General features: G+C 69.5%; 21 protein-coding genes. 10 read left to right on the forward strand and 11 right to left on the reverse strand.

Annotated elements, in window-relative coordinates; translation table 11 throughout:
• Window positions 1-57: 57 nt before the first annotated feature.
• From ASC67_RS00270 to ASC67_RS00285, 4 genes are all read left to right on the forward strand, one after another.
• A complete protein-coding gene (locus tag ASC67_RS00270) occupies window positions 58-1,068 on the forward strand; it encodes a tripartite tricarboxylate transporter substrate binding protein (protein ID WP_056315058.1) in 1,011 nt (336 codons plus the stop codon).
• A gap of 136 nt (window positions 1,069-1,204) precedes the next feature.
• Window positions 1,205-1,705 (forward strand): tripartite tricarboxylate transporter TctB family protein, encoded by a 501-nt coding sequence (locus tag ASC67_RS00275; RefSeq protein ID WP_056314329.1) that lies wholly within the window; start codon window positions 1,205-1,207, stop codon window positions 1,703-1,705.
• A 30-nt stretch (window positions 1,706-1,735) separates the two neighbouring features.
• Window positions 1,736-3,250, forward strand: coding sequence for a tripartite tricarboxylate transporter permease (locus tag ASC67_RS00280; protein ID WP_056314330.1), 1,515 nt, complete (start codon window positions 1,736-1,738; stop codon window positions 3,248-3,250).
• The gene (locus tag ASC67_RS00285) at window positions 3,247-4,257 is read left to right on the forward strand and encodes a 2-dehydropantoate 2-reductase (protein ID WP_056314331.1); all 1,011 of its coding nucleotides are present in this window, start codon (window positions 3,247-3,249) and stop codon (window positions 4,255-4,257) included. The genes ASC67_RS00280 and ASC67_RS00285 overlap by 4 nt, the downstream gene beginning before the upstream one ends.
• 6 nt (window positions 4,258-4,263) lie before the next feature.
• Here ASC67_RS00285 and ASC67_RS00290 read toward each other — a convergent pair whose 3' ends face one another.
• Together ASC67_RS00290 and ASC67_RS00295 are read right to left on the reverse strand one after the other, a co-directional pair.
• A complete protein-coding gene (locus tag ASC67_RS00290) occupies window positions 4,264-5,028 on the reverse strand; it encodes a fumarylacetoacetate hydrolase family protein (protein ID WP_056314332.1) in 765 nt (254 codons plus the stop codon).
• Window positions 5,000-6,178 carry a substrate-binding domain-containing protein gene (locus tag ASC67_RS00295; RefSeq protein ID WP_200946733.1) on the reverse strand — a complete coding sequence of 393 codons (1,179 nt, stop codon included), beginning with the start codon at window positions 6,176-6,178 and terminating at the stop codon, window positions 5,000-5,002. Before ASC67_RS00295 ends, ASC67_RS00290 begins: the two co-directional genes overlap by 29 nt.
• A gap of 94 nt (window positions 6,179-6,272) precedes the next feature.
• On the opposite strand from ASC67_RS00295, the gene ASC67_RS00300 reads away from it, so the two are divergent.
• From ASC67_RS00300 to ASC67_RS00315, 4 genes are read left to right on the forward strand one after another with little or no spacing between them, the layout of a single operon-like run.
• Window positions 6,273-7,031: an ABC transporter permease gene (locus ASC67_RS00300; RefSeq protein ID WP_056314333.1), complete on the forward strand. Its 759-nt coding sequence runs from the start codon at window positions 6,273-6,275 to the stop codon at window positions 7,029-7,031.
• Window positions 7,024-7,740, forward strand: coding sequence for a phosphate ABC transporter ATP-binding protein (locus ASC67_RS00305; RefSeq protein WP_056314334.1), 717 nt, complete (start codon window positions 7,024-7,026; stop codon window positions 7,738-7,740). Before ASC67_RS00300 ends, ASC67_RS00305 begins: the two co-directional genes overlap by 8 nt.
• Window positions 7,741-7,778: 38 nt before the next feature.
• Complete coding sequence (locus ASC67_RS00310) at window positions 7,779-8,573, forward strand: extracellular solute-binding protein (RefSeq protein WP_235566204.1); 795 nt, start codon at window positions 7,779-7,781, stop codon at window positions 8,571-8,573.
• A complete protein-coding gene (locus ASC67_RS00315) occupies window positions 8,570-9,313 on the forward strand; it encodes a molybdate ABC transporter substrate-binding protein (protein WP_235566178.1) in 744 nt (247 codons plus the stop codon). The genes ASC67_RS00310 and ASC67_RS00315 overlap by 4 nt, the downstream gene beginning before the upstream one ends.
• Here the strand turns inward: ASC67_RS00315 and ASC67_RS00320 are convergent, their stop codons facing one another.
• On the reverse strand, window positions 9,314-10,540 hold the full coding sequence (locus ASC67_RS00320) for a GGDEF domain-containing protein (protein ID WP_056314336.1): 1,227 nt from the start codon (window positions 10,538-10,540) through the stop codon (window positions 9,314-9,316). It lies immediately after the preceding gene.
• 196 nt (window positions 10,541-10,736) lie between these two features.
• Between ASC67_RS00320 and ASC67_RS00325 the strand changes: the two genes are divergently transcribed.
• Complete coding sequence (locus ASC67_RS00325; RefSeq protein ID WP_056314337.1) at window positions 10,737-11,549, forward strand: TIGR00266 family protein; 813 nt, start codon at window positions 10,737-10,739, stop codon at window positions 11,547-11,549.
• A 17-nt stretch (window positions 11,550-11,566) separates the two neighbouring features.
• On the opposite strand, the gene ASC67_RS00330 is transcribed toward ASC67_RS00325, so the two are convergent.
• The 3 genes from ASC67_RS00330 to ASC67_RS00340 all read right to left on the reverse strand — a co-directional run bounded on the left by ASC67_RS00330 (window position 11,567) and on the right by ASC67_RS00340 (window position 16,293).
• Entirely contained in the window at window positions 11,567-13,384 is a 1,818-nt protein-coding gene (locus ASC67_RS00330) for an aminopeptidase P family protein (protein WP_056314338.1), read from the reverse strand.
• Between the two features lie 61 nt (window positions 13,385-13,445).
• On the reverse strand, window positions 13,446-14,807 hold the full coding sequence (locus ASC67_RS00335) for an NAD(P)/FAD-dependent oxidoreductase (RefSeq protein WP_056314339.1): 1,362 nt from the start codon (window positions 14,805-14,807) through the stop codon (window positions 13,446-13,448).
• Between the two features lie 106 nt (window positions 14,808-14,913).
• Entirely contained in the window at window positions 14,914-16,293 is a 1,380-nt protein-coding gene (locus tag ASC67_RS00340) for a TAXI family TRAP transporter solute-binding subunit (protein ID WP_056314340.1), read from the reverse strand.
• A 226-nt stretch (window positions 16,294-16,519) separates the two neighbouring features.
• On the opposite strand from ASC67_RS00340, the gene ASC67_RS00345 reads away from it, so the two are divergent.
• Window positions 16,520-17,806: an EAL domain-containing protein gene (locus ASC67_RS00345; protein WP_056314341.1), complete on the forward strand. Its 1,287-nt coding sequence runs from the start codon at window positions 16,520-16,522 to the stop codon at window positions 17,804-17,806.
• A 40-nt stretch (window positions 17,807-17,846) separates the two neighbouring features.
• Here the strand turns inward: ASC67_RS00345 and ASC67_RS00350 are convergent, their stop codons facing one another.
• From ASC67_RS00350 to ASC67_RS00370, 5 genes are all read right to left on the reverse strand, one after another.
• On the reverse strand, window positions 17,847-19,709 hold the full coding sequence (locus ASC67_RS00350) for a diguanylate cyclase domain-containing protein (RefSeq protein ID WP_056314342.1): 1,863 nt from the start codon (window positions 19,707-19,709) through the stop codon (window positions 17,847-17,849).
• A 106-nt stretch (window positions 19,710-19,815) separates the two neighbouring features.
• On the reverse strand, window positions 19,816-20,169 hold the full coding sequence (locus tag ASC67_RS00355; RefSeq protein ID WP_056314343.1) for an FKBP-type peptidyl-prolyl cis-trans isomerase: 354 nt from the start codon (window positions 20,167-20,169) through the stop codon (window positions 19,816-19,818).
• Between the two features lie 73 nt (window positions 20,170-20,242).
• Window positions 20,243-20,926 carry a DUF1345 domain-containing protein gene (locus ASC67_RS00360; RefSeq protein WP_162245597.1) on the reverse strand — a complete coding sequence of 228 codons (684 nt, stop codon included), beginning with the start codon at window positions 20,924-20,926 and terminating at the stop codon, window positions 20,243-20,245.
• Window positions 20,927-20,994: 68 nt separating this feature from the next.
• Window positions 20,995-21,522 carry a hypothetical protein gene (locus tag ASC67_RS00365; RefSeq protein ID WP_056314345.1) on the reverse strand — a complete coding sequence of 176 codons (528 nt, stop codon included), beginning with the start codon at window positions 21,520-21,522 and terminating at the stop codon, window positions 20,995-20,997.
• A gap of 65 nt (window positions 21,523-21,587) precedes the next feature.
• Window positions 21,588-23,249: an L-lactate permease gene (locus tag ASC67_RS00370; RefSeq protein WP_056314346.1), complete on the reverse strand. Its 1,662-nt coding sequence runs from the start codon at window positions 23,247-23,249 to the stop codon at window positions 21,588-21,590.
• Window positions 23,250-23,303: the final 54 nt, after the last annotated feature.

Here is a 23,303-nt window from a genome sequence, read left to right on the forward strand (position 1 = left end):
GTGACGATGCTCGACCGATCGAACAATCCGGCGTCCGCCGACCATGAAGGAGACAAGATGCAGACAGTCAAGAAGCTCTTCCTGCGCACCGCGCTCGCGACGGCCGCGCTGACCGGTCTCGGCCATGCGCCGATGGCGGCCGCCTGGGAGCCCGCCAAGCCGATCGAGTTCGTCGTGCCGGCGGGCACCGGCGGCGGCGCAGACCAGATGGCGCGCTTCATCCAGGGGGTGGCCGCGAAGAACAACCTGACCAAGCAGCCGATCGTCGTCGTCAACCGCTCGGGCGGGGCCGGCGCGGAGGGCTTCCTCGCGGTCAAGGACGCCAAGGGCGATCCGCACAAGATCATCATCACGCTGTCGAACCTGTTCACCACGCCGCTGGCCACCGGCGTGCCGTTCAACTGGCGCGACCTGACACCGGTGCAGATGCTGGCGCTCGACCAGTTCGTGCTGTGGGTCAACGAGGAGTCGCCGTACAAGACGGCCAAGGCCTACTTCGACGCCGTGAAGGCAGCGCCGCCCAGCACTGTGAAGATGGCGGGCACCGGCTCCAAGCAGGAAGACCAGATCATCACCGTGCTGCTGGAAAAGGCTGCGGGCAAGAAGATCGTCTACATCCCCTTCAAGGGCGGCGGTGACGTGGCGGTGCAGCTGGTCGGCAAGCACGTCGACTCCACCGTCAACAACCCGATCGAGGCCGAGTCGCACTGGCGTGCCGGCAAGCTGCGCGCCCTGTGCGTGTTCGACAAGCAGCCGATGCCGTACAAGACCAAGCTCACGGCCACCCAGTCGTGGGCCGACGTGCCGACCTGCCCGGCGGCGGGCCTGCCGGTCGAGTACGTGATGCTGCGCGGCATCTTCATGGCGCCCGGCGTCACGCAGGAGCAGGTGGCCTACTACCTCGACCTGTTCAAGAAGCTGCGCGCGCTGCCCGAGTGGCAGGAGTTCATGGCCAAGGGCGCCTTCAACCAGACGGCACTCACCGGCCCCGAATTCTTCGACTGGCTCGGCAAGACCGAGCAGATGCACCGCGTCCTCATGAAGGAAGCGGGCTTCATCGCGCAATAAGACGATCACCCCCGTTGCGGCTGCGCCGCTCCCCCTCGAGGGGGCGCCGCTGACGGGCCGGCGGAGCCGGTCCGTGGCGGCTGCTGGCTGAATGCGGCGGGGGTGGCCGTTGGCGAACTTTTTCTGGAACGAGCTCATGGACTCTGAAACTTCGAGCGACGCGATCGGGTCGCGCTGGCCCGAGCTGATCGTGGCCGCCGTGCTGATGGCGCTGGCGGTGCTGGTGATCGTCGACAGCGTGCGGGCCGGCATCGGCTGGGCCGACGACGGGCCGCGGTCGGGCTACTTTCCGTTCTACATCGGCCTGCTGCTGCTGGCCTCGAGCGCGACGGTGCTGGTCAAGGCGCTGCTGCGCTGGCGCCGAGCCGACGAGGTGTTCGCCGAGCGCGCGCAGATCGGCATGGTGCTCGCGGTGCTGGTGCCGATGCTGATCTACGTCGGGGGCATCGCCGTGCTCGGCATCTACGCCGCGTCGCTGCTGCTGATCGGCTATTTCATGCGCCGCCACGGCAAGTTCGGCTGGGTCTCGACGTCGGCGGTGGCGGTGGGCGTGCCGCTGTTCTTCTTCCTGGTCTTCGAGCGCTGGTTCCTGGTGCCGCTGCCCAAGGGCCCGATCGAGCACTGGCTCGGCTTCTGAGCTGCGCCGCAACCCATCTCCTGGAAGATCATGGAAGAAATCGGCAACCTGATGCATGGTTTCAGCGTGGCGCTGACGCTGCCGAACCTGATGTACATGCTGATCGGCATCACGCTCGGCGTGCTGATCGGCGTGCTGCCCGGCCTGGGCGGCGCCAACGGCATCGCGATCCTGCTGCCGCTCACCTTCAGCATGAATCCCACCTCGGCGATCATCATGCTGAGCTGCATCTACTGGGGCGCGCTGTTCGGCGGAGCGATCACGTCGATCCTGTTCAACATCCCGGGCGAGCCCTGGTCGGTGGCGACCACCTTCGACGGCTATCCGATGGCGCAGCAGGGGCGCGCGGCGCAGGCGCTCACGGCGGCGTTCACCTCCAGCTTCGTCGGCGCGCTGTTCGCGGTGATCCTGATCACCTTCCTGGCACCGCTGCTGGCGAAGTTCGCGCTGAAGTTCGGCCCCGCGGAGTTCTTTGCGGTACAGCTGCTCACCTTCTGCAGCTTCGTCGGCATGAGCAAGGAGCCGCCGGCCAAGGTGATCGCCGCGATGATGCTGGGCTTTGCGCTGGCCGCCGTCGGCCTGGACGGCGTGACCGGCCAGTTGCGCATGACCTTCGGTGTCACCGAGCTGCTGAAGGGCTTCGACTTCCTGATCGCGGTGATCGGGCTGTTCGGCATCGGCGAGATCCTGCTGACGATGGAGGAGGGCCTGGCCTTCAAGGGCAAGAGCGCGAAGATCAATCCGAAGGTCGTGCTGCAGACCTGGGCCGAGCTGCCGCGCTACTGGATGACCTTCCTGCGCTCGACCGTGGTGGGTTGCTGGATGGGCATCACGCCGGGCGGCGCGACGCCTGCCTCGTTCATGAGCTACGGCATCGCGCGGCGGTCGTCGAAGGACCCGCAGAGCTTCGGCAAGGGCCAGATCGAGGGCGTGGTGGCGCCGGAGACCGCGGCCCACGCGGCGGGCACCTCGGCGCTGCTGCCGATGCTCACGCTCGGCATCCCGGGGTCGCCGACCGCGGCCGTGCTGCTGGGCGGCCTGCTCATCTGGGGCCTGCAGCCGGGACCGATGCTGTTCGTCGAGCAGAAGGATTTCGTCTGGGGCCTGATCGCCAGCATGTACCTCGGCAACATCGTCGGCCTGCTGGTGGTGCTGACGACGGTGCCGTTCTGGGCCTCGATCCTGCGCATCCCGTTCTCGGTGATCGCGCCGGTGATCATCGTCATCTGCGCGATCGGCGCCTACACCGTGCACAGCTCGATGTTCGATGTCTGGCTGATGCTGGTGTTCGGCGTGGTGGGCTACCTGTTCAAGAAGCTCAAGTACCCGCTGGCGCCGATGGTGCTGGCGCTGGTGCTGGGCGACATGGCCGAATCGAGCTTCCGTCAGGCGATGCTGCTGTCGCAGGGCAGCCTGGCGATCTTCTGGTCCAACCCGCTGGTCGGCAGCATCGCCGGTCTGGCGATCGTGATGCTGCTGTGGCCGCTGTGGGGGGTGGCGCAGGGCTACTTCAGGGCGCGTGAGAACAAGGGAATCGCAGCATGAAGATCGCCGTCGTCGGCGCCGGCGCGATCGGCGGCTACCTGGGGGCGAAGCTGGCGATCGCCGGCGAGGACGTCACCTTCATCGCCCGCAACAAGAACCTGGCGGCCATCAACGCCCACGGCTTCCGGCTCGTGCTGGAAGACGGCAGCGAGCAGCACGCCCCGACCGCCAGGGCGGTGCAGCAGATGGCCGAGGCCGGCCCGCAGGACGCGGTGCTGCTGACCGTGAAGGCCCACCAGGTGCGCGACCTGCTGCCGGACCTGCGGCAACTGTTCGGCCCCGAGACCATGGTCGTCACCATGATCAACGGCGTGCCGTGGTGGTACTTCCACAAGCTGGCCGGCCCCTACGAGGGCCGCACGCTGCAGAGCGTCGATCCCGACGGCCTGCTGGCGCAGCACATCGAACCCGAGCGCGTGATCGGCAGCGTGGTCTACCCGGCCGCCGAACTGGTGGCGCCCGGCGTCGTGAAGGTGATCGAGGGCAACCGCTTCACGCTCGGCGAACCCGATGGCTCGCGCAGCCCGCGCATCGAGGCGCTGTCGCAGGCGATGATCCGCGCCGGCTTCAAGAGCCCGGTGGCCAAGGACATCCGCGGCGAGATCTGGGTCAAGCTGTGGGGCAACCTCAGCTTCAACCCGATCAGTGCGCTGACGCACGCGACGCTGCAGGACATCTGCCGCTTCCCGCTGTCACGCGAGCTCGCGGCGCGCATGATGGGCGAGGCGCAGGCGGTCGGCCAGAAGCTCGGCGTCGAGTTCAAGATCTCGCTCGACAAGCGCATCGCCGGCGCCGAGGCGGTGGGCGCGCACAAGACCTCGATGCTGCAGGACGTGGAGAACGGCCGCGCACTCGAGCTCGAGGCGCTGGTCGGCAGCGTGGTGGAACTGGGGCGCATCACCGACACGCCCACACCGACCGTCGACGCCATCTACGCCGCGGCCAGCCTGCTCGGCAAGACCCTGGGCGACGCGCGTGGCAGGCTGCAGGTGCAGCCGCTGGCCTGATCGGCCTCAGCCGTACGGGTTGGCCAGCACGCCGATCCCGTCGATCTCGACCTCCACCACGCAGCCGGGCTTCATCGGCATCACACCGAGCGAGGTGCCGCAGAGGATCACGTCGCCCGGCTCCAGCGTCATGTCGTGCGACAGGCGCGACACCAGTTCCGCCGGCCCGAAGCACATGTCCGACAGCGGGTAGTTCTGCCGCTCGCGGCCGCCCACGCGGGTGCGCAGCGTGGCCTGCGCGTGGTCGAAGTCGGTCTCGATCACCGGGCCGAACACGCCGAAGCCGTCGAAGCTCTTGGCGCGGGCCCATTGCGGGAAGCTCGGGTCGCGCGCGATCAGCTCCATCGCCGTCACGTCGTTGGCGCAGGTGTAGCCGAAGATGTGCAAGGGCGCGTCGGCCGGCGACACGGCACGCGCCGTCCGGCCGATGACGATCGCCAGTTCGCCCTCGTAGGCGATGCGGCCCACGTCGCCGGCCGGCGGCGCGATGGGCTGACCGTGCGCGGCGAAGCTGCTAGGCGCCTTCAGGAAGTACAGCGGCTCGGCGGGGCGGGCCCAGCCGTTCTTCTCGGCCAGCGCGGCGAAGTTGTTCCACAGGCCGATCATCTTGCCGGGCACGCAGGGCGTGAGCCACGTCAGCCCGGCCAGCGGCAGGCGTTCGCCGGTGGGTCGGGGCGTCGTGAACAGGTCGCCGTCATGCACCTGCACGTGATCGCCGTCGAGGCGGCCGAAGCCGTGCTTGTCACCGAGGCGGAATCTCAGCCATTTCATCGTTGTCTCCTGAACGCTTGCTGCGGTAGCTCCACCACGGCAGCACCTTCGTCAATGCCAACACCGCACCGGGCTCGGTGGCGCGGTAGCCGGGCAGGCCGGCCAGCGTGCGGGCCCAGGTCGTGGAGCCCAACAACGCCACCAGGCGCTGCACCGCCGGCTGCTCGAGCGTGGACTTCAGCGTCACGAGGAAGTAGCGCTCGCGCGCCAACGGGACGAAGCCCAGCCCGGCAGCGCGCGCCGCCGCCTCCAGCCCGAAGGCCGCGTCCGCTGCGCCGCTGGCCACGGCCTGCGCGGCGGCGCCGTGCGAAGGTTCGATCAGCGCGAAGGCGTCCGGCATCTTCAGCCCGGCCTGCTCGATCAGTTCCTCCAGCAGCACCCGCGTGCCGGTGCCCTCGGGGCGCCCGACCCAGCGCACACCGGGGCGCGACAGGTCGTGCAGCGAACTCACCTTCAGCGGGTTGCCGGGTGCGGTCATCACACCCTGGATGCGCTGCGCGAAGCCGATCAGCTTGTGGTGGCCGGGCTTCAGCCGCGCGCGGTAGGTGCGTGCACTGACCGAGCCGCGCGCCACGCCGTCCAGCACGTGGAAGCCGGCGAGCAGGCAGCCGCCGGCATCGAGCGTGTGCAGCGCGTCCAGGCTGCCGGCGAATTCGATGTCGAGGTGCAGTTGCTCGGCCAGCGCCAGTTCGCGCAGCAGCGGCAGCGCCTGGTCGTGGCTGGCGCAGACGCTGAGCACGTCGACACGGTCGTCGAAGGCATCGGCGAAGGCGCGTTCCAGCTCCATGCGCAGCGACTCGATCTGCGGCGCGAGCCGCGCCTGCGCCCGGCGCTCGGCCCACAGCAGCTTGTCGCCGAAGGACGTGAGCACCGCGCGCTGGCCCTTGTTCCAGATGATCAGCGAACGTCCCAGTTCGGCTTCCCAGCGCCGCAACTCGCCCCACACGTGGCGGTAGGAAAAACCCAGTGCCGTGGCCGCGGCCGAGATCGATCCGCCGCGGTGCAGCGCGTCGAGCAGGGCGAACAGCGGGTGGTGAACCGGTCCGGCGGCGCCGTCGGTGCCGAGCGAATAGGTGAGCTGCACACGCTGCGGCGACCGGGTGGGCGCAGGCGGGTCGTCGTGCGAGTCGTCGTTGTTGTTGCTATGCATGCTCGTTCATATCGCTTTGGCGTCTGTGCATATCTAGCATCGCCACGATTGCAGTGTGCCCCAAGGGCGTGCGCCGTCCGGAACGGGCCAGGGAATGAATGCTTTTGCTGAGAGTGTGCGCACGGCAGTGGGCCTGATCTTGCAGGCCGATGCGCAATTGCTGCGCGTCGTGGGGCTGTCGCTGGGGATCAGCGGTACCGCCTGTGCCCTCGCCGCGGCTGTCGGCCTGGCAGGCGGCGCCGCTCTGGCGGTGCTGCGGTTTCCCGGCCGTCGCGGGGTGCTGGTGCTGCTCAACACCTTGCTGGCCTTGCCCTCGGTCGTGGTCGGTCTGGTGGTCTACCTGTTGCTGTCGCGCTCTGGGCCGCTCGGCGAATGGGGGCTGCTGTTCACGCCGGCGGCGATGGTGATCGCTCAGACGGTGCTGGTGGTGCCGGTGGTGGCGGCGCTGACGCGCGAGGCCATTGCCGACAGCTGGAAACAGCACGGCGAGCAACTGCAGTCTCTCGGTGCGGGCCGCTGGACCGGGGGCGCGCTGCTGCTGTGGGACGAGCGGCTGGCGCTGCTGACGGTGATGCTGGCGGCCTTCGGCCGCGCGATCTCGGAGGTGGGCGCGGTGATGATCGTCGGCGGCAACATCGATGGCCACACTCGGGTAATGACGACGGCCATCGCGCTCGAGACCAGCAAGGGCGACCTGCCGCTGGCGCTGGCCCTCGGCATGGTGCTGCTGGGTGTGGTGCTGCTGCTGAACGTGCTGATCGCGCTGGTGCGCGCGTGGAGCACGCGCTCTCACGGGGCAGCGCACGGCGGCGCGAACGATGGCAGCCGGGCCGCCGGAGCGATGCATGGCTGAGCAGGCCTTGATCGCGCTCGAGTCGGTGGGCCTGCGCTACGGTGCGCAGGAGGCGCTGCGTGCGGTGAACCTGCGCATCGCACCGGGCGAATGCGTGGCCTTCGTCGGCGCCAACGGCTCGGGCAAGAGCTCGCTGCTGCGCGTGCTGCATGGCCTGCTGGCGCCGAGCGTGGGCGTGCGCCGGCAGCTTGCGGCCCTCGAAGGCCGGCCGCTGCGCTTTGCGATGCTGTTCCAGCGGCCCTTCCTGTTTCGTCTCTCGGTGCAGGCCAACGTGCGGCTCGGGCTGTGGCTGGGCGGCGTGCGGGGCGAGGCGGCGAGGGCGCGCTGTGCGCAGGCGCTGCAGCGGGTCGGGCTGGTGCCGGAAGCGGCGCGTCCGGCGCGGGCGCTATCGGGTGGCCAGCAGCAGCGGCTCGCGCTGGCGCGGGCCTGGGCGCTGCAGCCCGACGTGCTGCTGCTTGACGAGCCGACTGCCAGCCTGGACCCGAGCGCGAAGCGCGAGGTCGAGAACCTGCTCGCCGAGTTCGCGGCGCAGGGCATGACGCTGTTGATGGCCTCGCACAACCTCGGGCAGGTCAAGCGGCTGGCGCAGCGCGTCGTGTATCTGGAGCACGGGCGCGTGCTGGCCGACGTGCCGGCAGCGCAGTTCTTCGAGGGGGCGGCGTTGCCGCCCGAGGCCAAGTTGTTTCTCAAAGGAGAGTTGCCATGGTGAAATCGTTCGACAGGCGGGCGCTGCTGCGTCATCTGGGCATGTTCGCGATTGCGGTCGGCGTGGCTGGCGCGGCAGTCGCCCAGGACAAGAACATCGTGATGGCGTCGACCACGTCGACCGAGCAGTCGGGCTTGTTCGCGCACCTGCTGCCGGCGTTCAAGAAGGCCAGCGGCATCGACGTGAAGGTGGTCGCGCTCGGCACCGGCCAAGCGCTTGACATGGGCCGCCGCGGCGATGCCGACGTGCTGTTCGTCCATGACCAGGCGGCCGAGGAGAAGTTCGTCGCCGAGGGCTACGGACTGAAGCGCCAGCCCGTCATGTACAACGACTTCGTCCTGATCGGCCCGAAGGCCGACCCGGTGGGCGTGAAGGGCTCCGACATCGTGGCCGCACTGGGCACATTGGCAAAGAGCCCGTCGAGCTTCGTGTCGCGAGGCGACAAGAGTGGCACGCATGCCGCCGAACTGCGCTACTGGAAGGCCGCCGGCGTCGAAGCGCCGAAAGCTGCCTACGCCGGCTACCAGGAGTGCGGTTGCGGCATGGGGCCGGCGCTGAACATTGCCGCGTCCAGCAACGCCTATGTGCTGGCCGACCGCGGCACCTGGCTGTCGTTCAAGAACCGAGCCGACCTGGCGGTGCTGGTCGAAGGCGACAAGCGTCTGTTCAACCAGTACGGTGTGATCGTTGTCGATCCGGCCAAGCATCCGCACACCAAGACGGCGCTGGCGCAGGCCTTCGCCGACTGGGTGGTGTCGGCCGATGGGCAGGCCACGATCGCCAGCTACCAGATCGGCGGGCAGCAATTGTTCTTCCCGAACGCCGGGACCAAGTGACCGGACTGGCGGTCTTCGCTGCCGGCAGCCTGCGAGCCCCGCTGACCGATATCGGGCGGCAATTCGAGCAGGACGAGTCCGGCGCGCGCCTGCGCTTCGTGTTCGGTGCCTCAGGTCTGCTGAAGGACCGGCTGGCGGCGGGCGAGGCGGCCGAGGTGTTTGCTTCGGCCAACATGGCGCACCCGCAGGACCTGGCCGCGGCCGGCCGGGCCGGCCCGGTGCAGCGCTTCACACGCAATCGCCTGTGCCTGCTGGCGCGGCCCGAGGCCGGCGTGACGGCCGACAACGCGCTGGACCGCTTGCTCGATCCCGCCGTGCGCGTGGGCACGTCCACGCCCCGGTCCGATCCCTCGGGGGACTACACCTGGGAGCTGTTTCGCCGCATCGACGGGCGCGGCGCCGCGTTCGCCGGGGCCTACGATCTGCTCGATCGCAAGGCCCTGAAGCTGACCGGCGGGCCGGACTCGCCACCGCCACCGGCCGGCCGCAGTGTCTATGCGGCGCTGCTCGAGTGCGGGCAGGCCGACGTGTTCATCACCTACTGCAGCAATGCGCTGCAGGCGCAGCAGGAAGTACCGGCCTTGCAACGCGTCGACCTGCCAGACGATGTCAATGTCTCGGCGGACTACGGCGTGGTGTTGTTGGACGGCGCCGGGCCGCGGGCTCGGCGTTTTGTCGATCGGCTGCTCGGCCCGGCCGGACAGTCGGCGTTCGCGCGGCAGGGCTTCTCGCCGCGCTAGCTAGAGCGGATCGAGCCCGAGCGAGCGGCTCTCGCCGAACACCGTGTCGGGGCCGTCCTGACGGGCCGGGACTGCACGGCGGCGGCCCTGGCGCTTGGCCTCGTAGAGCGCCAGGTCGGCACGGTGCTGGGCTGCGGCGAGCGATTCACCGGTCTGGATCTGCACCAGACCGAAGCTCAGGCTCAACGGCAGCGGGAAGTTCTTGCTCGCCTGGTCGATGTTGCGCGTGATGCGGTCGGCCACGTGCAGCGCGTCGTCGACGCTCGCGCCCGGCAGCAGCAGCATGAACTCGTCGCCACCGACCCGCCCCATCACGTCGCGCGTGCGCAGCGTGTCGCGGGTGCAGCGGGCCACCAGCCGCAGCGCCGCATCGCCGACGGCGTGGCCATGGTTGTCGTTGACGTGCTTGAAGTGATCGATGTCGAACAGCATCAGCACCGACGGCGGCGCGGCGCCGTTGCCGACGATTGCGGTGGCCAGTTCCTCGAAGTGGCGGCGGTTCGGCACCTGGGTGAGCATGTCGATGTCGGCCAGGACGCGCAACTGGCGCTGGGTCTCGCGCAGGTCGCGCACCGTGCGTTCATGGGTGAGCACCAGGCAGAGGTAGACCGTGAACAGCATGCTCAGCAGCAACGGCAGCACCACGCCGGCGACCACCAGCGACTGGGCTGGCAGGGCGCCGGCGCCCTGGGAGAACATCACGGCCAGACGCAGTATGGGGACCGCCGCCTGGACGACCATCACCACCAGCAGCAGCTTGAGGGCCGGGCTGCGGCGGAAGTCGTCGAGCTTGCCGATGAAGACGGCGGCGTAGAGCAGCAGGATCAGCGAGCCGGCGCCGTAGGCCAGCGATCGGATCGGCTGCGGCGCGGAAGCCAGCCAGCAGGCCAGCCAGCCGAGGTAGCAGGCGGCATACAACGCGACATCGATCCGCGTCGACGAGAACTGCCGGTCGCGCGAGAAGAAGCGTCGCAGCCCGGTGGTGATCAGCACCGGCCAGGCCAGCACCAGAAGGCAGGCCGGGACCACGGCCACGGGCCACAGGTTGCGCACGCCGTGCAACGACGCGCCCAGCGTGGCCAGCCACATCGCTCCCACCCACCACCAGTAGCCGCGATAGACACGCTGGCTCAGGCCGAACACCGACATGATGGCCGCGGTCGCTCCCATCACGACGATGGACAGCAGCATCAGCGTCGGCAGGTGGATCGTGAAATCGGAGGTCACGGCGGCGTAGGGCGAGGGGCGACTTTGGATTTTGGGAGGCGGCGCTTGGTGAGCGGCTCCCCCAAAAGGGGGTCATTGTCAGGCGCCAGGACGGCGTCGGCGCTGGGGCACCTGGGCTCACCGGAAAGAGTTCACGGCGCTTCGCTACCATCGTGCCCCGCAAGATCGTGCGCAAACGCACTGACGGAGAACGAGCATGGCGATGGACGTGATCGATTACGAGATCAAAGGCGCAGAAATGCAATTCGTCGAGGTCGAACTCGACCCTGGCGAGGCAGCCATCGGCGAAGCCGGCAGCATGATGTTCATGGACGCCGGCATCGGCATGGACACGGTGTTCGGCGACGCATCGGCGCAACAGGGAGGAATCTTCGGCAAGCTGCTGGGGGCGGGCAAGCGCCTCGTGACCGGCGAATCGCTGTTCACCACGGTCTACACCAACAACGTCGGCAGCAAGCAGCGCGTGGCGTTCGCGGCGCCGTATCCCGGCAAGATCCTGCCGATGGACCTGCGGACCTTGGGCGGTACGCTGATCTGCCAGAAGGACGCCTTCCTGTGCGCGGCGCGCGGCGTCAGCCTCGGCATTGCCTTCCAGCGCAAGCTGTCGGTCGGCTTCTTCGGCGGCGAGGGCTTCATCATGCAGAAGCTCGACGGCGACGGCCTGGCCTTCGTGCACGCTGGGGGCACCGTGCTCAAGCGCGAACTGCAGCCCGGGCAGACGCTGCTGGTCGACACGGGCTGCGTCGTGGCGTACACGCAGAGCGTCGACTTCGAGATCCAGTACGTCGGGAAGGTCAAGACCGCGCTGTTCGGCGGCGAAGGCCTCTTCTTCGCCAAGCTGACCGGTCCGGGCACGGTGTGGCTGCAGAGCCTGCCGTTCTCGCGCCTCGCCTCGCGCGTGTTCGCGGCGGCGCCGCAACGCGGGGGCTCGCGCGAGGAGGGCTCGGTGCTCGGTGGCTTCGGTGCCGGAGGCTTGCTGGGGGCGGTGCTCGGCGGCGACGAAGAGTAGCGACGGGGCCTGCCGGATCAGACCGGCCGCGTGCGGGCCAGCAGCCAGGCGTGCGCCTCACCGGTGACGAGCGGCGCAAGCCGCTCGCGCACCGTGTCGTGGTAGCGGTTCAGCCAGTCGATCTCGTCGGCGCGCAGCAGCGAACGGTCCAGGCAGCGCGTGTCGATCGGGCACAGCGTCAGGGTCTCGAACGCGAGGAAGTCGCCGAACTCGTCGCCCGGCGCCGGCACGTTCAGCACCAGGTTCTCGATGCGCACTCCCCAGCGGCCTGGCCGGTACAGCCCCGGCTCGATGCTGGTGACCATGCCCGGCTCCATCGCCATCTCCGGCGTCGGTACGGCCTTGCTGATCGACTGCGGACCTTCGTGCACGTTGAGGAAATAGCCGACGCCGTGGCCTGTGCCATGTCCGTAGTCGAGCGACGCGGCCCACAGCGGCGCCCTCGCGATCGCGTCGAGCATCGGGCTCGCCGTGCCGCGCGGAAAGCGCGTCTGGCTCAGCGCGATCGTGCCTTTCAGCACGAGCGTGTAATCGCGCTTCATCGCCTCGGTCGGCTCACCGATCGGCCAGACGCGCGTGATGTCGGTCGTGCCGCCCAGGTACTGCGCGCCGGAGTCGATCAGCAGCAGCCCGTCGGCCGCGACGCCGGCGGCGCTGGAGATCACGGCATGGGCTTCGAGCGTGGCCCGGTAGTGTGGCATCGCGCCGTTGGCATTGAAGCCGGCGATGACCGGAAAGCTCAGCGACACGTAGTCGGTTTGGCGCGCGCGTTCGGCGCTCAGCCGCTCGTCGATGGTCAGTTCGGTGATCGGCTCGCGACCGAGCGCGTTCTCGAACCACGCATAGAACGCGCACATCGCCGCGCCGTCGCGCGCCATCGCCTCACGGATGAAGGCGGCCTCCGGCGCGGACTTGCGGCTCTTCGCCAGCGTGGACGGGTTCACGGCCTCGATCAGCCGCACCGAGGCCGGCACGGCTTCGCGCAGCCCCAGCGTCGCGCGACGCGGATCGATCAGCAGGCGTGCATCGCCGGGAAGGGCAGACAGCGCGGCCCGCGCCTGCTCATAGGGACGCAATTGCACGCCGTCGCCGGCCAGTGCAGTGGCCAGCACGGCATCGACCTTGCCTTCGCCGATGAACAGCACGGCGGTCTCGGCCGACACCAGCGCGTGCGCCAGGAACACCGGGTTGTAGTCGACGTCGGCGCCGCGCAGGTTGAACAGCCAGGCCAGATCGTCCAGCGTGGAAACGAGGTGGTGGCTCGCGCCGCGGGCCGCCATCGCTGCGCGCAACTGCGACAACTTCTCGCCGCGCGACAGCGGCGCGTGCGGCGCACGATGCTCGTAGACCGGCACGGCGGGCAGTGCCGGGCGCTCCGGCCACGCGGCCGCAAGTGGATCGGCATCGGTGCGCAGCACGATGCCTGCGGCGTCCATCGCCTCGCGCAATTGCTTCGCGGCCGAGAGGCCCAGCACCGCGCCGTCGACGGCGAGCGTCTGACCCGGGCGCATCGCGGTGGCGATCCACTCGATGTGGGTCACCGCGGCGCCGGTCGCGATCTTCACCAGCTCGATGCCGGTTCCGGCGAGCTGGGCCTCGGCCTGCACCCAGTAGCGGCTGTCGGCGAACAGCGCGGCGCGATCGGCCAGCACCACCAGCGTGGCCATCGAGCCGGTGAAGCCCGAGAACCACGCGCGGCCCTGCCAGTGTCCGGGCAGGTACTCCGACAGGTGCGGGTCGCTGGACGGCAGTAGCACGGCATCGGACTGGCGTGCGGCCATCGCGGCGCGCAGGTGCTCGAGGCGCAGCCGGATCGGAGAAGTGCGTGTGTCCATGCGGGTCCTGATCGAGGTCGGCGACCGTGCCGCCCCGGTGGCCTCGATCTTAGAACCTCGCCTAGCCGGCCGCCGGCCGGTGGGCATCGGCCTCCGATTCCGCCACCACCCGGGCCTGGCGCTCGAAGCTGAAATAGGCCCAGGCCCAGTCGCTCAGGACCACCAGGCGGTTGCGGAAACCGATCAGGAAATAGATGTGCACGAACAGCCAGAACAGCCAGGCCGGCATGCCGCTGAAATGCACGCGCCCGACCACCGGCAGGTCGACCATCGCGATCGCGGCGCGGCGGCCGATGGTCGCCAGCGCGCCGTAATCGTTGTAGCGGAACGCTGCCGTCGGCTCGCCGCGCAGGCGCCGCAGCAGGTTGGTCGCGGCGGTGCGCCCCATCTGCTTGGCGGCCGGGCTGACGCCGGGCACGGGTGTCGGTGCGCCGCGCTTCGGGTGGCTCTGTGCCGCCGCCAGATCGCCGACGACGTGGATCTCGGGATGGCCGGCCAGGCTGAGATCGGGCTCGACCACCACGCGGCCGGCGCGGTCCAGCGTGCAGCCGGTGAGCTCGGCCAGGGCACGCCCCAGCTTCGAGGCGGCCACGCCCGCAGCCCAGACCACGGTCTGCGCCGCAATGCGCTGTGGGCCGTCCGCGCCGGCATAGCTCAGTCCCTCGGCGTCGATCGCGGTGACGCTGGCGCCGGTGCGGACCTCCACGCCGAGCGACTGCAGCTGCTCGAGCGCACGCTGCGACAGCTGCTCGCTGAAGGCACCCAGCACGCGCGGACCGCCCTCGACCAGCACCACGCGCGAGCGGCGCGAGTCGATGCGTCGGAACTCGTCGTGCAGCGTGTGGTGCGCGATCTCGGCCAACTGCCCGGCCAGCTCGACGCCGGTCGGTCCGGCGCCGACCACCGCGAAGGTGAGCCAGGCTTCGCGCTTCGCCGGGTCGGTCTCGCGCTCGGCGTGCTCGAAGGCCATCAGCACGCGGCGCCGGATGGTGAAGGCGTCGGCCAGGGTCTTCAGGCCCGGCGCATGGGCCGCCCAGTCGTCGTGGCCGAAGTAGCTGTGGGTCGCGCCGGCAGCGACGATGAGGTGGTCGTAGGCGATGCGTTCGCGGCCGTCGAGCGTGACGCTGCGCGCGGCCGTGTCGATGCCGGTTACCTCGCCGAGCAGGATGGTCAGGTTGCCGCGCTGCATCTCGCCGCGCAGGATGTGGCGGATCGGACCCGAGATCGCCGGCGCCGAGAGGTTGGCCGTCGCCACCTGGTAGAGCAGCGGCTGGAACAGGTGGTGGTTGGTCCGGTCGATCAGCGTGATCTCGACGTCGGCCTTGGACAGCGTGCGGACGGCTTCGATGCCGCCGAAACCGCAGCCGATGATGACCACGCGAGGGCGCGGCGCGCCTGCGGCGCGGGAAGAGGGAGCGTTCATGTCGAGGCGCCTCCGAGCGCCTGGCAGGGGATGTCGTCGTGGGAGGCGTCGGCGGATGGGGCGGACGTGTCGGGCCGGAGTCGGCCGCGCGGGAGGCAGCCGACCGTCATGGGGTGGCCGCCGGGGTCTGGGCGCCCAGCGCGCGCAGCTTCTTGCGCACCAGGTCGATGTGGCTGCGCAGCGCATACAGCTCGTCGGCATGCGACAGCGGTACCTGCAGTTGCTTGACGCGGGCGTCGAGCGCGTCGAGCTCGTCCATCAGCGGCTGCGCATCTGTCGGGCCGTTCGGGGCGTCGGCCAGGCTTTCCTCGATCTGGCGCAGCCGGCCGTACCAGCGGAAAACCCGCGAGCGGATGCGCAGTTCGTACAGCGGCGGGACCACCCGTGACAACGGGATCAGGACCACGACGATCGAGGCCAGCACCACCCACATCCGGTCGATCAGGTTCGCCACCCAGAACGGCAGGTAGCGCTGCAGCCAGGGCGGACCGGTCTCGAAGAAGCGGTCGGCCTCCTTCGACATCGGCAGCTCCACCGCACGTCGGTTCGGGAACTCGCCACGGCGCTGGAACCAGCCGGCTTCGCTGTGGATCGCGTTGGCGGCCTGCACGAACAGCTGCTGCAGCGCCGGGTGCGCTGTGGAGCGCGCGACCAGCGCGGCCGTGGGGGCCAGCAGCTCGATGTCCTCGGGCGGCACATCCTCGGCCAGCTTCACCACGCCGCGCGGCAGGCTCACCGGCGTCAGCATCGGCAGGCGGCGGGCGTAGGCCTCGGCCTGGTCGAAGCTCATCAAGCGGATGCCCGGCGTCAACAGCAGCAACTGCACCATCGGCGCCTCGGGGGCGGAGACCAGCGCCAGCGCGTCGGTGTCGCCGTCGAGCAGGCTCACGACGGCCGGTGTCTGCGCCAGCCGCTGGGCGACGATGTCCTCGGGCCCGAGACCGTTGGTGTCGAGCAGCCTCCGCATCAGGTTGGTGGTGCCGCTGCCCTGGGCACCGATGTTGACGCGCCAGCCCTTGAGCTTCGCCAACGAGTCGAGCCGCTCGCTGCCGATCAGCCGCCTGGCGCTGTCCTCGCGGTAGAACAGCCAGATCGGCTCGTAGAACAGGCTGCCCAGCGAGACCAGATCCGGCGGGGGTGCGTCTTCGCCGCCCTGCAGGCGGCCGGCACCGCCCTGCACGAAGCCGAAGTCGACGCCGGAGTCCGGGGCCTCGAGCAGCCTCAGGTTCTCCGCAGCGCCCTGGGTCGTGCGCAGCTCGACCTGGATGCGATGCCTGGCCAGTGCCGCCTGGTAGCGTTTGCCGAACTCGGCATAGGCCCCTTGTTCCGGCCCGGTGGCCAGCACCAGCTTCTTCGGCGGGCTCGGGTCGAGGGCCCAGTAGGCCAGCGCCAGGAGTGCCACGGTCAGCAGCACGAACGGGCCGGCGGTGGCCAGCAGGTCGCGGCTGCTCAACAGGGTGTGGCGAAGGGAAGGCAGGCGGGGCATCGGCGCAGTCGGGGCGGGGCGGGCTGGGAAGGCATTCTCGTCCAGCGTGTGCTCCGTCACATGCTGGACGCAACCGATCGGCGGGGGAAGGCGCGACGACGGTCGGTTCAAGCTCTCGTCAGCCGGCGAGGGCCGGGCCGCGAAATAGTGCTTCAGTCACACATCGCGTGACCGATACCGGAGGGTAGCGCCTTGCCGGGCGCGTTCTCTGCTTACCCTCTGACCGATGTCCGCTGTCCTGCCCCTGCCCCCGAGCTTCGAGACGGCGCTGGCCTGCCTGAGCGGCATCCGCGGGCCGGCCGACCAACCGGTGACCGGCCACCACGCCGGCCACCGGCTGGCCAGCCATTTCCAGCCCATCTTCAGCCTGTCGCATGGCCGCGTGGTCGGACACGAAGCACTGCTGCGCGCCAGCGATGCGACCGGTGTCGGACTGCCGCCGCCGCGCTTCTTCGAAGGGCACGAGTTCGAGGAACTGCTGTGGCGCGATCAGCTGGTGCGCTCGATGCACATGGCGAACTACGCCAAGGCGGCGCCGCAGGCCCAGTGGTTGTTCCTGAACCTGCATCCGCAGGTCTTCCTCCAGTCGCCGCAAACGACCTTCGACGCCTGCAGCGAGGCGATGCCTGCCGACCTGCGGCTGCAACCCAAGCAGATCGTTGTCGAGGTGCTCGAGGACGCGGTGCGCGACGATGCGAACTTCGACGCTGCGGTCGCGACCATCCGCTCCCAGGGCGGCCTGATCGCACTCGACGACTTCGGCGCCGGGCACTCCAACTTCGATCGCGTGTGGCGCCTGCGTCCCGAGATCGTCAAGCTCGACCGCAGTCTGGTCGAGCGCGCGGCGCTCGACCTGCGCGCGCGCCGTGTCGTGATCCAGATGACGTCGTTGCTGCACGAATGCGGCGCGCTGGTGCTGATGGAAGGCGTGGAAACCGAGGCCGAGGCCTTCGTGGCGCTGGAGGCCGACGCCGACCTGGTGCAGGGCTACTTCTTCGCGAGACCGCAGGCCGCGCTGGTCGAGCCCGGCCATGCCAGCGATGCGCTGAACGCGATCTGGAGCGGCTTCGGCGAGCGCTGGCGCGAAGAGGACGCCGGCTACCGCGAGCGCATCGCGCCGTACTTCAATGCCATCGGCTACGCATCGGCCCTGCTGGCCGGTGGACGCCCGCTTGAGGAAGCGACGCAGTCCTTCCTGGCCTTGCCGGGTGCCGAGCTCTGCTATCTGCTCGGCCAGGACGGCCGGCAGGTGGGCGTGAACCAGTGGGGCCGCAGCCCCGCCGCGGGCAACGGCACGGCGTTCGAGCCGTTTCGCGACACGCGCGGCGCGCGCTGGGCGCGCCGGCCCTATTTCCGTCGCGCGGTCGCGGCCGTCGGCAAGGTGCAGGTCACCCGGCCGTACCGCACGCTGCACGGCTCGCACCTGTGCGTGACCGTCTCCACAGCCTTCCGGGCGCCTGCCAGCCAGGGTGGGGAACTGCAGGTGATCTGCGGCGACCTGACCTGGTCTTAGATCTTGCGGCGGGCCCCGCGAAACGATTCCTCGGCGTTGCTCAACCCGCTGCGCTGGCAGCGGCCGCGATCCTCAGGCAGGCCTTGCCGGCGCGCTTGGCGTCGTACATGGCGCCATCGGCGCGCTTGCGCAGGCCGTCGAGCGATTCACCCGGCAGGTAGACCGCCATGCCCAGGCTCGGCGTCGAGACGGTGGCCTGGCCAGCCAGCAGGTGCGGCTCGGACAGTGTCGTGAGGATGCGCTCGCACAACTGCAGACGATCCTCGGCCGTTCCCGACTCTTCCAGGATCACGGTGAATTCGTCGCCCCCGAGCCGGCTGACCAGATCGGTCACGCGCACACAGTCCGTCAGGCGCAACGCGACCGAGATCAGCAACTGATCCCCTGCCTCGTGACCGAGCGTGTCGTTGACGCGCTTGAAGCCATCGAGATCGAGGTAGATGAGGGCCATCGGTCGACCACTGCGCTGGGCGCGGGCAGCGGCCAGTTCGAGCTGCTCCTCGAAATGACGGCGATTCGGCAACTGGGTCAGGGCATCGCGGCGCGCGATGTCCGCAAGCTGCCGTTCGGCCCGTTTGCGGTCGTCGATGTCGCGCGTGATCAGCGCCACACCCTCCTCGACCGGGACGACCTGGAAATGCATCCAGCGCCCGCGCATCGACGTCGCGACGGCCTGGGCCTCGACATCCATCGGCTTCTGTCGTTGCAGCACCGTGAGCAGCAGGTTCAGCAGGCCATCCTCGCGGATCGATGGCACCAGCTCGGTCGCGCGACGCCCGATCATCGCGGCAGGTGCCAGCCCCAGTACGGCGCCCGCGCGGCGGTTGGCGTCGGTGATCACGAAATCCTGTGCCTGTCCCGACGCATCGCGCTCGGCGCGCATCAGCCACAGCGCGTCCAGGCTGCCGTCGAGCGTGGCGACGTACAGCGCCTTGGCCCGGCGTGCCTCACGCCGGCTGCTGTCGAGCCCACGCGCCTGACGCCACAGCACCAGCGTCCCGACCACGATCAGCAGCGCGACGGCCGCGGACCAGTTGAGAAGTCGAAGCCGCGTCTGCTGGTAGCCGGCCATCACGGCATCGGCCGACGCGGCGACGACGGCGACCATCGGATATCGATCGATGGGCAGCGCCGTGAAGAAGCGGGCCGTGCCGTCGACCTGGCTGTAGAAGGGCTTGAGCGTTTCGCGGATCTCGCGCGAGCGCTGCAGCACCTTCTGGGTGTCGATCTTCTCGCCGAAGCTGACCTTGCCGTCCAGGCGCCGCGAGCGGTTGATGTTGTCGAGGCCGAGCACCGTGATCACGGTGCCGGGGTCTTCGCCATGGTCGAAGCCCTTGGTCAGCGAACCGGGATCGAGCATCGCGACGACGACGCCGTCGAACTTGCCGTCGTGGGTGAGGCGGCGCATCACCGGCAGCACCCAACCGCCATTCAGATGATCGGGTTGGGGCGCGCCGATGCTCAGACGGAGTTCAGGATCGTGGAGATGGCGCTTGAAGTCGTCGTCGTCGGCGAGGTTCAGCGCGACGTCGGGCGAGGTGCTTTCCTGCACGACGCCACGGCGGTCGGTGATGAGCAGGGCGCGGGTCGTGTCCAGCGTCACGAGTCCGGCGGCACGCAGCCCGGACAGGCTCATCGGGTTGCCGGTCTCGTGCAGCGACTTGACCAGCAGCGTGGTCTGGTCGACGCGGTCGAGCACTTCGCCGACGCGCACCGCCAGCTTCTGCGTGTTGCGCTCGGTGTCGCGCAGCGCGCGCTGCACCTCGTTGCGGTAGGCGGTGTCGAGGCTCAGCTGCGTGACGACGCCGAGCACGGCGAGCAACAGCACCGCCGCCGCGAGCAGCGCACTGTGGAGCGTGACCGGTGGCGTGAGCAGCGGGCGGACGGAGGGGGCTTCGTTCATCGGGGTCGCGACGGGGCACGCCCGCTGAGGACGGGGTGCAGTGTTGCGTTTTCGGCAGCAGACCGTCCGTCTTGAGCCGCCCGGGCACCCGGCCCGCAGCGGCGGCTCAGCCGATGACGGCCAGCAGCTCGACCTCGAACAGCAACGTCGAGTTCGGCGGGATCACCCCGCCGGCGCCGCGTGCGCCGTAGCCCAGTTCCGGCGGGATCACCAGGCGCCGCGTACCGCCGACCTGCATGCCGGCCACGCCCTCGTCCCAGCCGCGGATCACCATGCCGCCGCCGAGCGGGAACTCGAACGGATCGCCGCGGTCCTTGCTGGAATCGAACTTCCGCCCGGCGCTGCCGTCGTTGTAGAGCCAGCCGGTGTAGTGCACGCGGACGTTCTTGCCGACCGTGGCGGTGGGGCCGTTGCCGATCAGCGGGTCTTCGTACTTCAGGCCCGAGGGGGTGGTGTTCATGTCGCTTCCTTTGAAAAACAGGGCCGCAGCATAGCCGGTGCGGCCGGCGCGGCTGCGAAGTCCGGCAGGGCGACTACTGGAACAGTGCGGCCAACGTGTTGACGGCCAGCGCCAGGATCAACAGGTTGAAGCCGAAGGACAGCAGGCTGTGCCACAGCACCAGGCGCCGCATCGTCCGCGTGTGCACCGTCACGTCGGAGACTTGCGAGGTCATGCCGACCACGAACGAGAAGTACAGGTAGTCCAGGTAGTCGGGCTTGGGCGTGCTGGGAAAGTCGAGCGCGGTGCGGCCTTTCGACGCGGGGCGCGTCTCGAGGTCGCGGTGGGCATAGTGGAAGGCGAAGCGCACGTGGATCAGCAGCCACGACAGCACGATCGCCACCACCGCCAGCAGGCCATGCGGCCAGCGCTCGCCGGGCGGCAGATCCCGGCTGGTCAGCAGCAGCGCGCCGATCGCGGTGACGCTGGCCGCGCAGCCGAGCAGCACGACCATCAGCATGGCGGTGCTGCTCTGGTCGTTGCGTGCCACCTCGTCGGGCCGGGGGATGTCGCCGTGCAGGCCCAGCGTCAGCCCCGACAGCAGCAGCGAGAGGAGGGCGAAGCTGCACCAGCCGACCAGCAGGGACTCCACCCACGGCGAGCCGACGACCCGGCAGGCCGCCGCGACCCCGCCGCCGAGCGTGGCCGACACCAGCAGTCGACGGCTGGCAGACCAGGCGCGGAGCCCAGTGCGCCAGGCGGGTTCGTGAGTCTTCATGATCGGCATGCTAGGGCCTGCGGGGCTTGCCGGCGAGCCGGCCCGGGCCCCCCGACGCGCCCCTCAGCTCAGCGCCGGCGCAGCGATGCGGGCCGCAGGCGGCGCAGCGCGAGCTGCAGCATGCGGGCATCGGTGCTGGCGCGGTGGCGCTGCAAGCCGGACTCGGCAATCACCTGGCGCTTCAGGGCATCGAAGCGTCGGGCCTGGTCTTCGTCGAGCAGGCTCAGCAGGTGTTCCAGCCGGAAGCTCGGTGTCAGCTCGGCGGCGTCGTACAGGCGCGCCAGCCAGGGGTAGTCGTGCGCCCAGCCATCGCAGTAGGCAACGCTGCCGTGCAGCCGCTGGTTCAACGAACCGGCGACCTCGGCCGCGCTGCGGCCGTGCCGCAGCGCAAGTTCCCGCGGGATGTGATGCAGGGCCTGGGCCTGCGGGTCCCAGTGCCGCCAGTCCGGCTCGGGCCGGATCAGCGAGCACCAGGCGCGGCCGTCGGGCAACACGAAGCCGACCTCGATCGGATAGCTGCCGCGACCGAAGCCCGAGGCCTCGATGTCGAGGATCGTCGGCGCCGGGGGCTCGAAAGGACGGGGTGGGACCAGCACGCGATCGCCGTATGCAAGTCGCGAGCCGGGCCAGGGGCTGCCCTGGCCGCTTCAGCGGTGGCACGTCACTTCACGACCATCAGCGTGAACGGGTACACGTAGGCCTGCAGCGTCACCAGGATGCCCACCAGGCTGGCCAGTGCGATGGAGTGGAAGAACACGTAGCGCAGGATGTCGCCTTCGTGATCGAACCAGCGTGTCGCGGTCGAGGCGACGACGATGGACTGCGCGTCGATCATCTTGCCCATCACGCCGCCGGAGCTGTTGGCCGCACCCATCAGGTTCGGGCTCAGGCCCAACTGCTCGGCCGCGACCTTCTGCATGCCGCCGAACAGCACGTTCGAGGCGGTATCCGAACCGGTCAGCGCCACACCCAGCCAGCCCATCAGCGTGCCGAAGAACGGATAGAACACCCCGGTCGACGCGAAGGCCAGGCCCAACGTGGTGTCGAGCCCGGAGTAGCGGGTGAGGGTGCCGAGCGCCAGCATCAGCACGATGGTGAGCAGCGAGTACTTCACCAGCCAGATGGTCCGGCCGTAGGCCTGGATCAGCGCCGGGATGCCATAGCCCATCACGAAGCCGCCCACGACGGCGGCCAGCAGGATGCCCGAGCCGGTGGCCGACAGCAGGCCCAGCACGTACTCGGCCGATTCGGCCGTGGGTTTGGGCACCACCGGCGGCATCTTCTCGATCAGCTTGTGCAGGCCCTCGATCGGAAACTTGGGCGCAAAGATGCCGTTCAGCCAGGCCTTGGTGACCGGCAGACCCCAAGCAAAAACGAAGGCCGTCAGGATGACCCACGGCGTCCAGGCCTTCACGACGTCCGCACGCGCATGGCGGGTCGGCGCGGTGGCGGCGCGCGCTTCGCCGCCGTCCTTCTCGTGGCCCTTCAGCGACACCGAAGTCCAGATCTCCGATGGCTGCCAGACGCGCAGGAACAGCACCAGCGCCGTCATCGAGCAGATCGCCGCGATCACGTCGACCAGCTCCGGTCCCATGTAGTTCGACACCAGGAACTGCGGCACCGCGAAGCTCACGCCGGTGACCAGCACCGCCGGCCAGATCTGCTTCATGCCGCGCCAGCCGGCGAAGGCCCAGATCAGCCAGAACGGCACCAGCAGCGAGAAGAACGGCAGCTGCCGGCCGATCATCGCCGACACCGCCATCACGTCGTAGCCGTGCACCTTGGCCAACGTGATGACCGGGGTGCCGAGCGCGCCGTAGGCCACTGGCGCTGTGTTCGCGATCAGCGACAGGCCCGAGGCCGCGAGCGGCGAGAAGCCCAGGCCGATCAGGATCGCGGCGGTCACCGCCACCGGCGTGCCGAAGCCGGCCGCGCCCTCGAAGAAGGCGCCGAACGCGAAGGCGATCAGCAGCAACTGCAGGCGGCGGTCCTCGGTGATGCCGGCGATCGAGTCCTGCAGCACCTTGAAGCTGCCATTCTGCTCGGTCAGCTGGTGCAGGAAGATGATGTTCAGCACGATCCAGCCGATCGGCAGCAGGCCGGTCAGCCCACCGAGCAGCGCCGCCCGCCCGGCCATGCCGGCCGGCATGCCGAAAGCGAAGATCGCGATCGCCAGCGCGCTGGCCAGGCCGGCCGCGGCGGCGATGTGGGCCTTCAGGTGCAGAAAGCCGAGGCCGATCAGCATCACCGCCACCGGCACGGCCGCCAGCAGCGTCGAGGTGAGCATGCTGCCGAAGGGGTTGTAGACCTGCTGCCAAACCATCGTGAACTCCATTCGAGGAACCGCATAAGAAGAGAAAGGCCCGCGCTGTCGTCA

This window comes from Methylibium sp. Root1272, from assembly GCF_001425905.1.
Taxonomy (GTDB): Bacteria; Pseudomonadota; Gammaproteobacteria; order Burkholderiales; family Burkholderiaceae_C; genus Methylibium.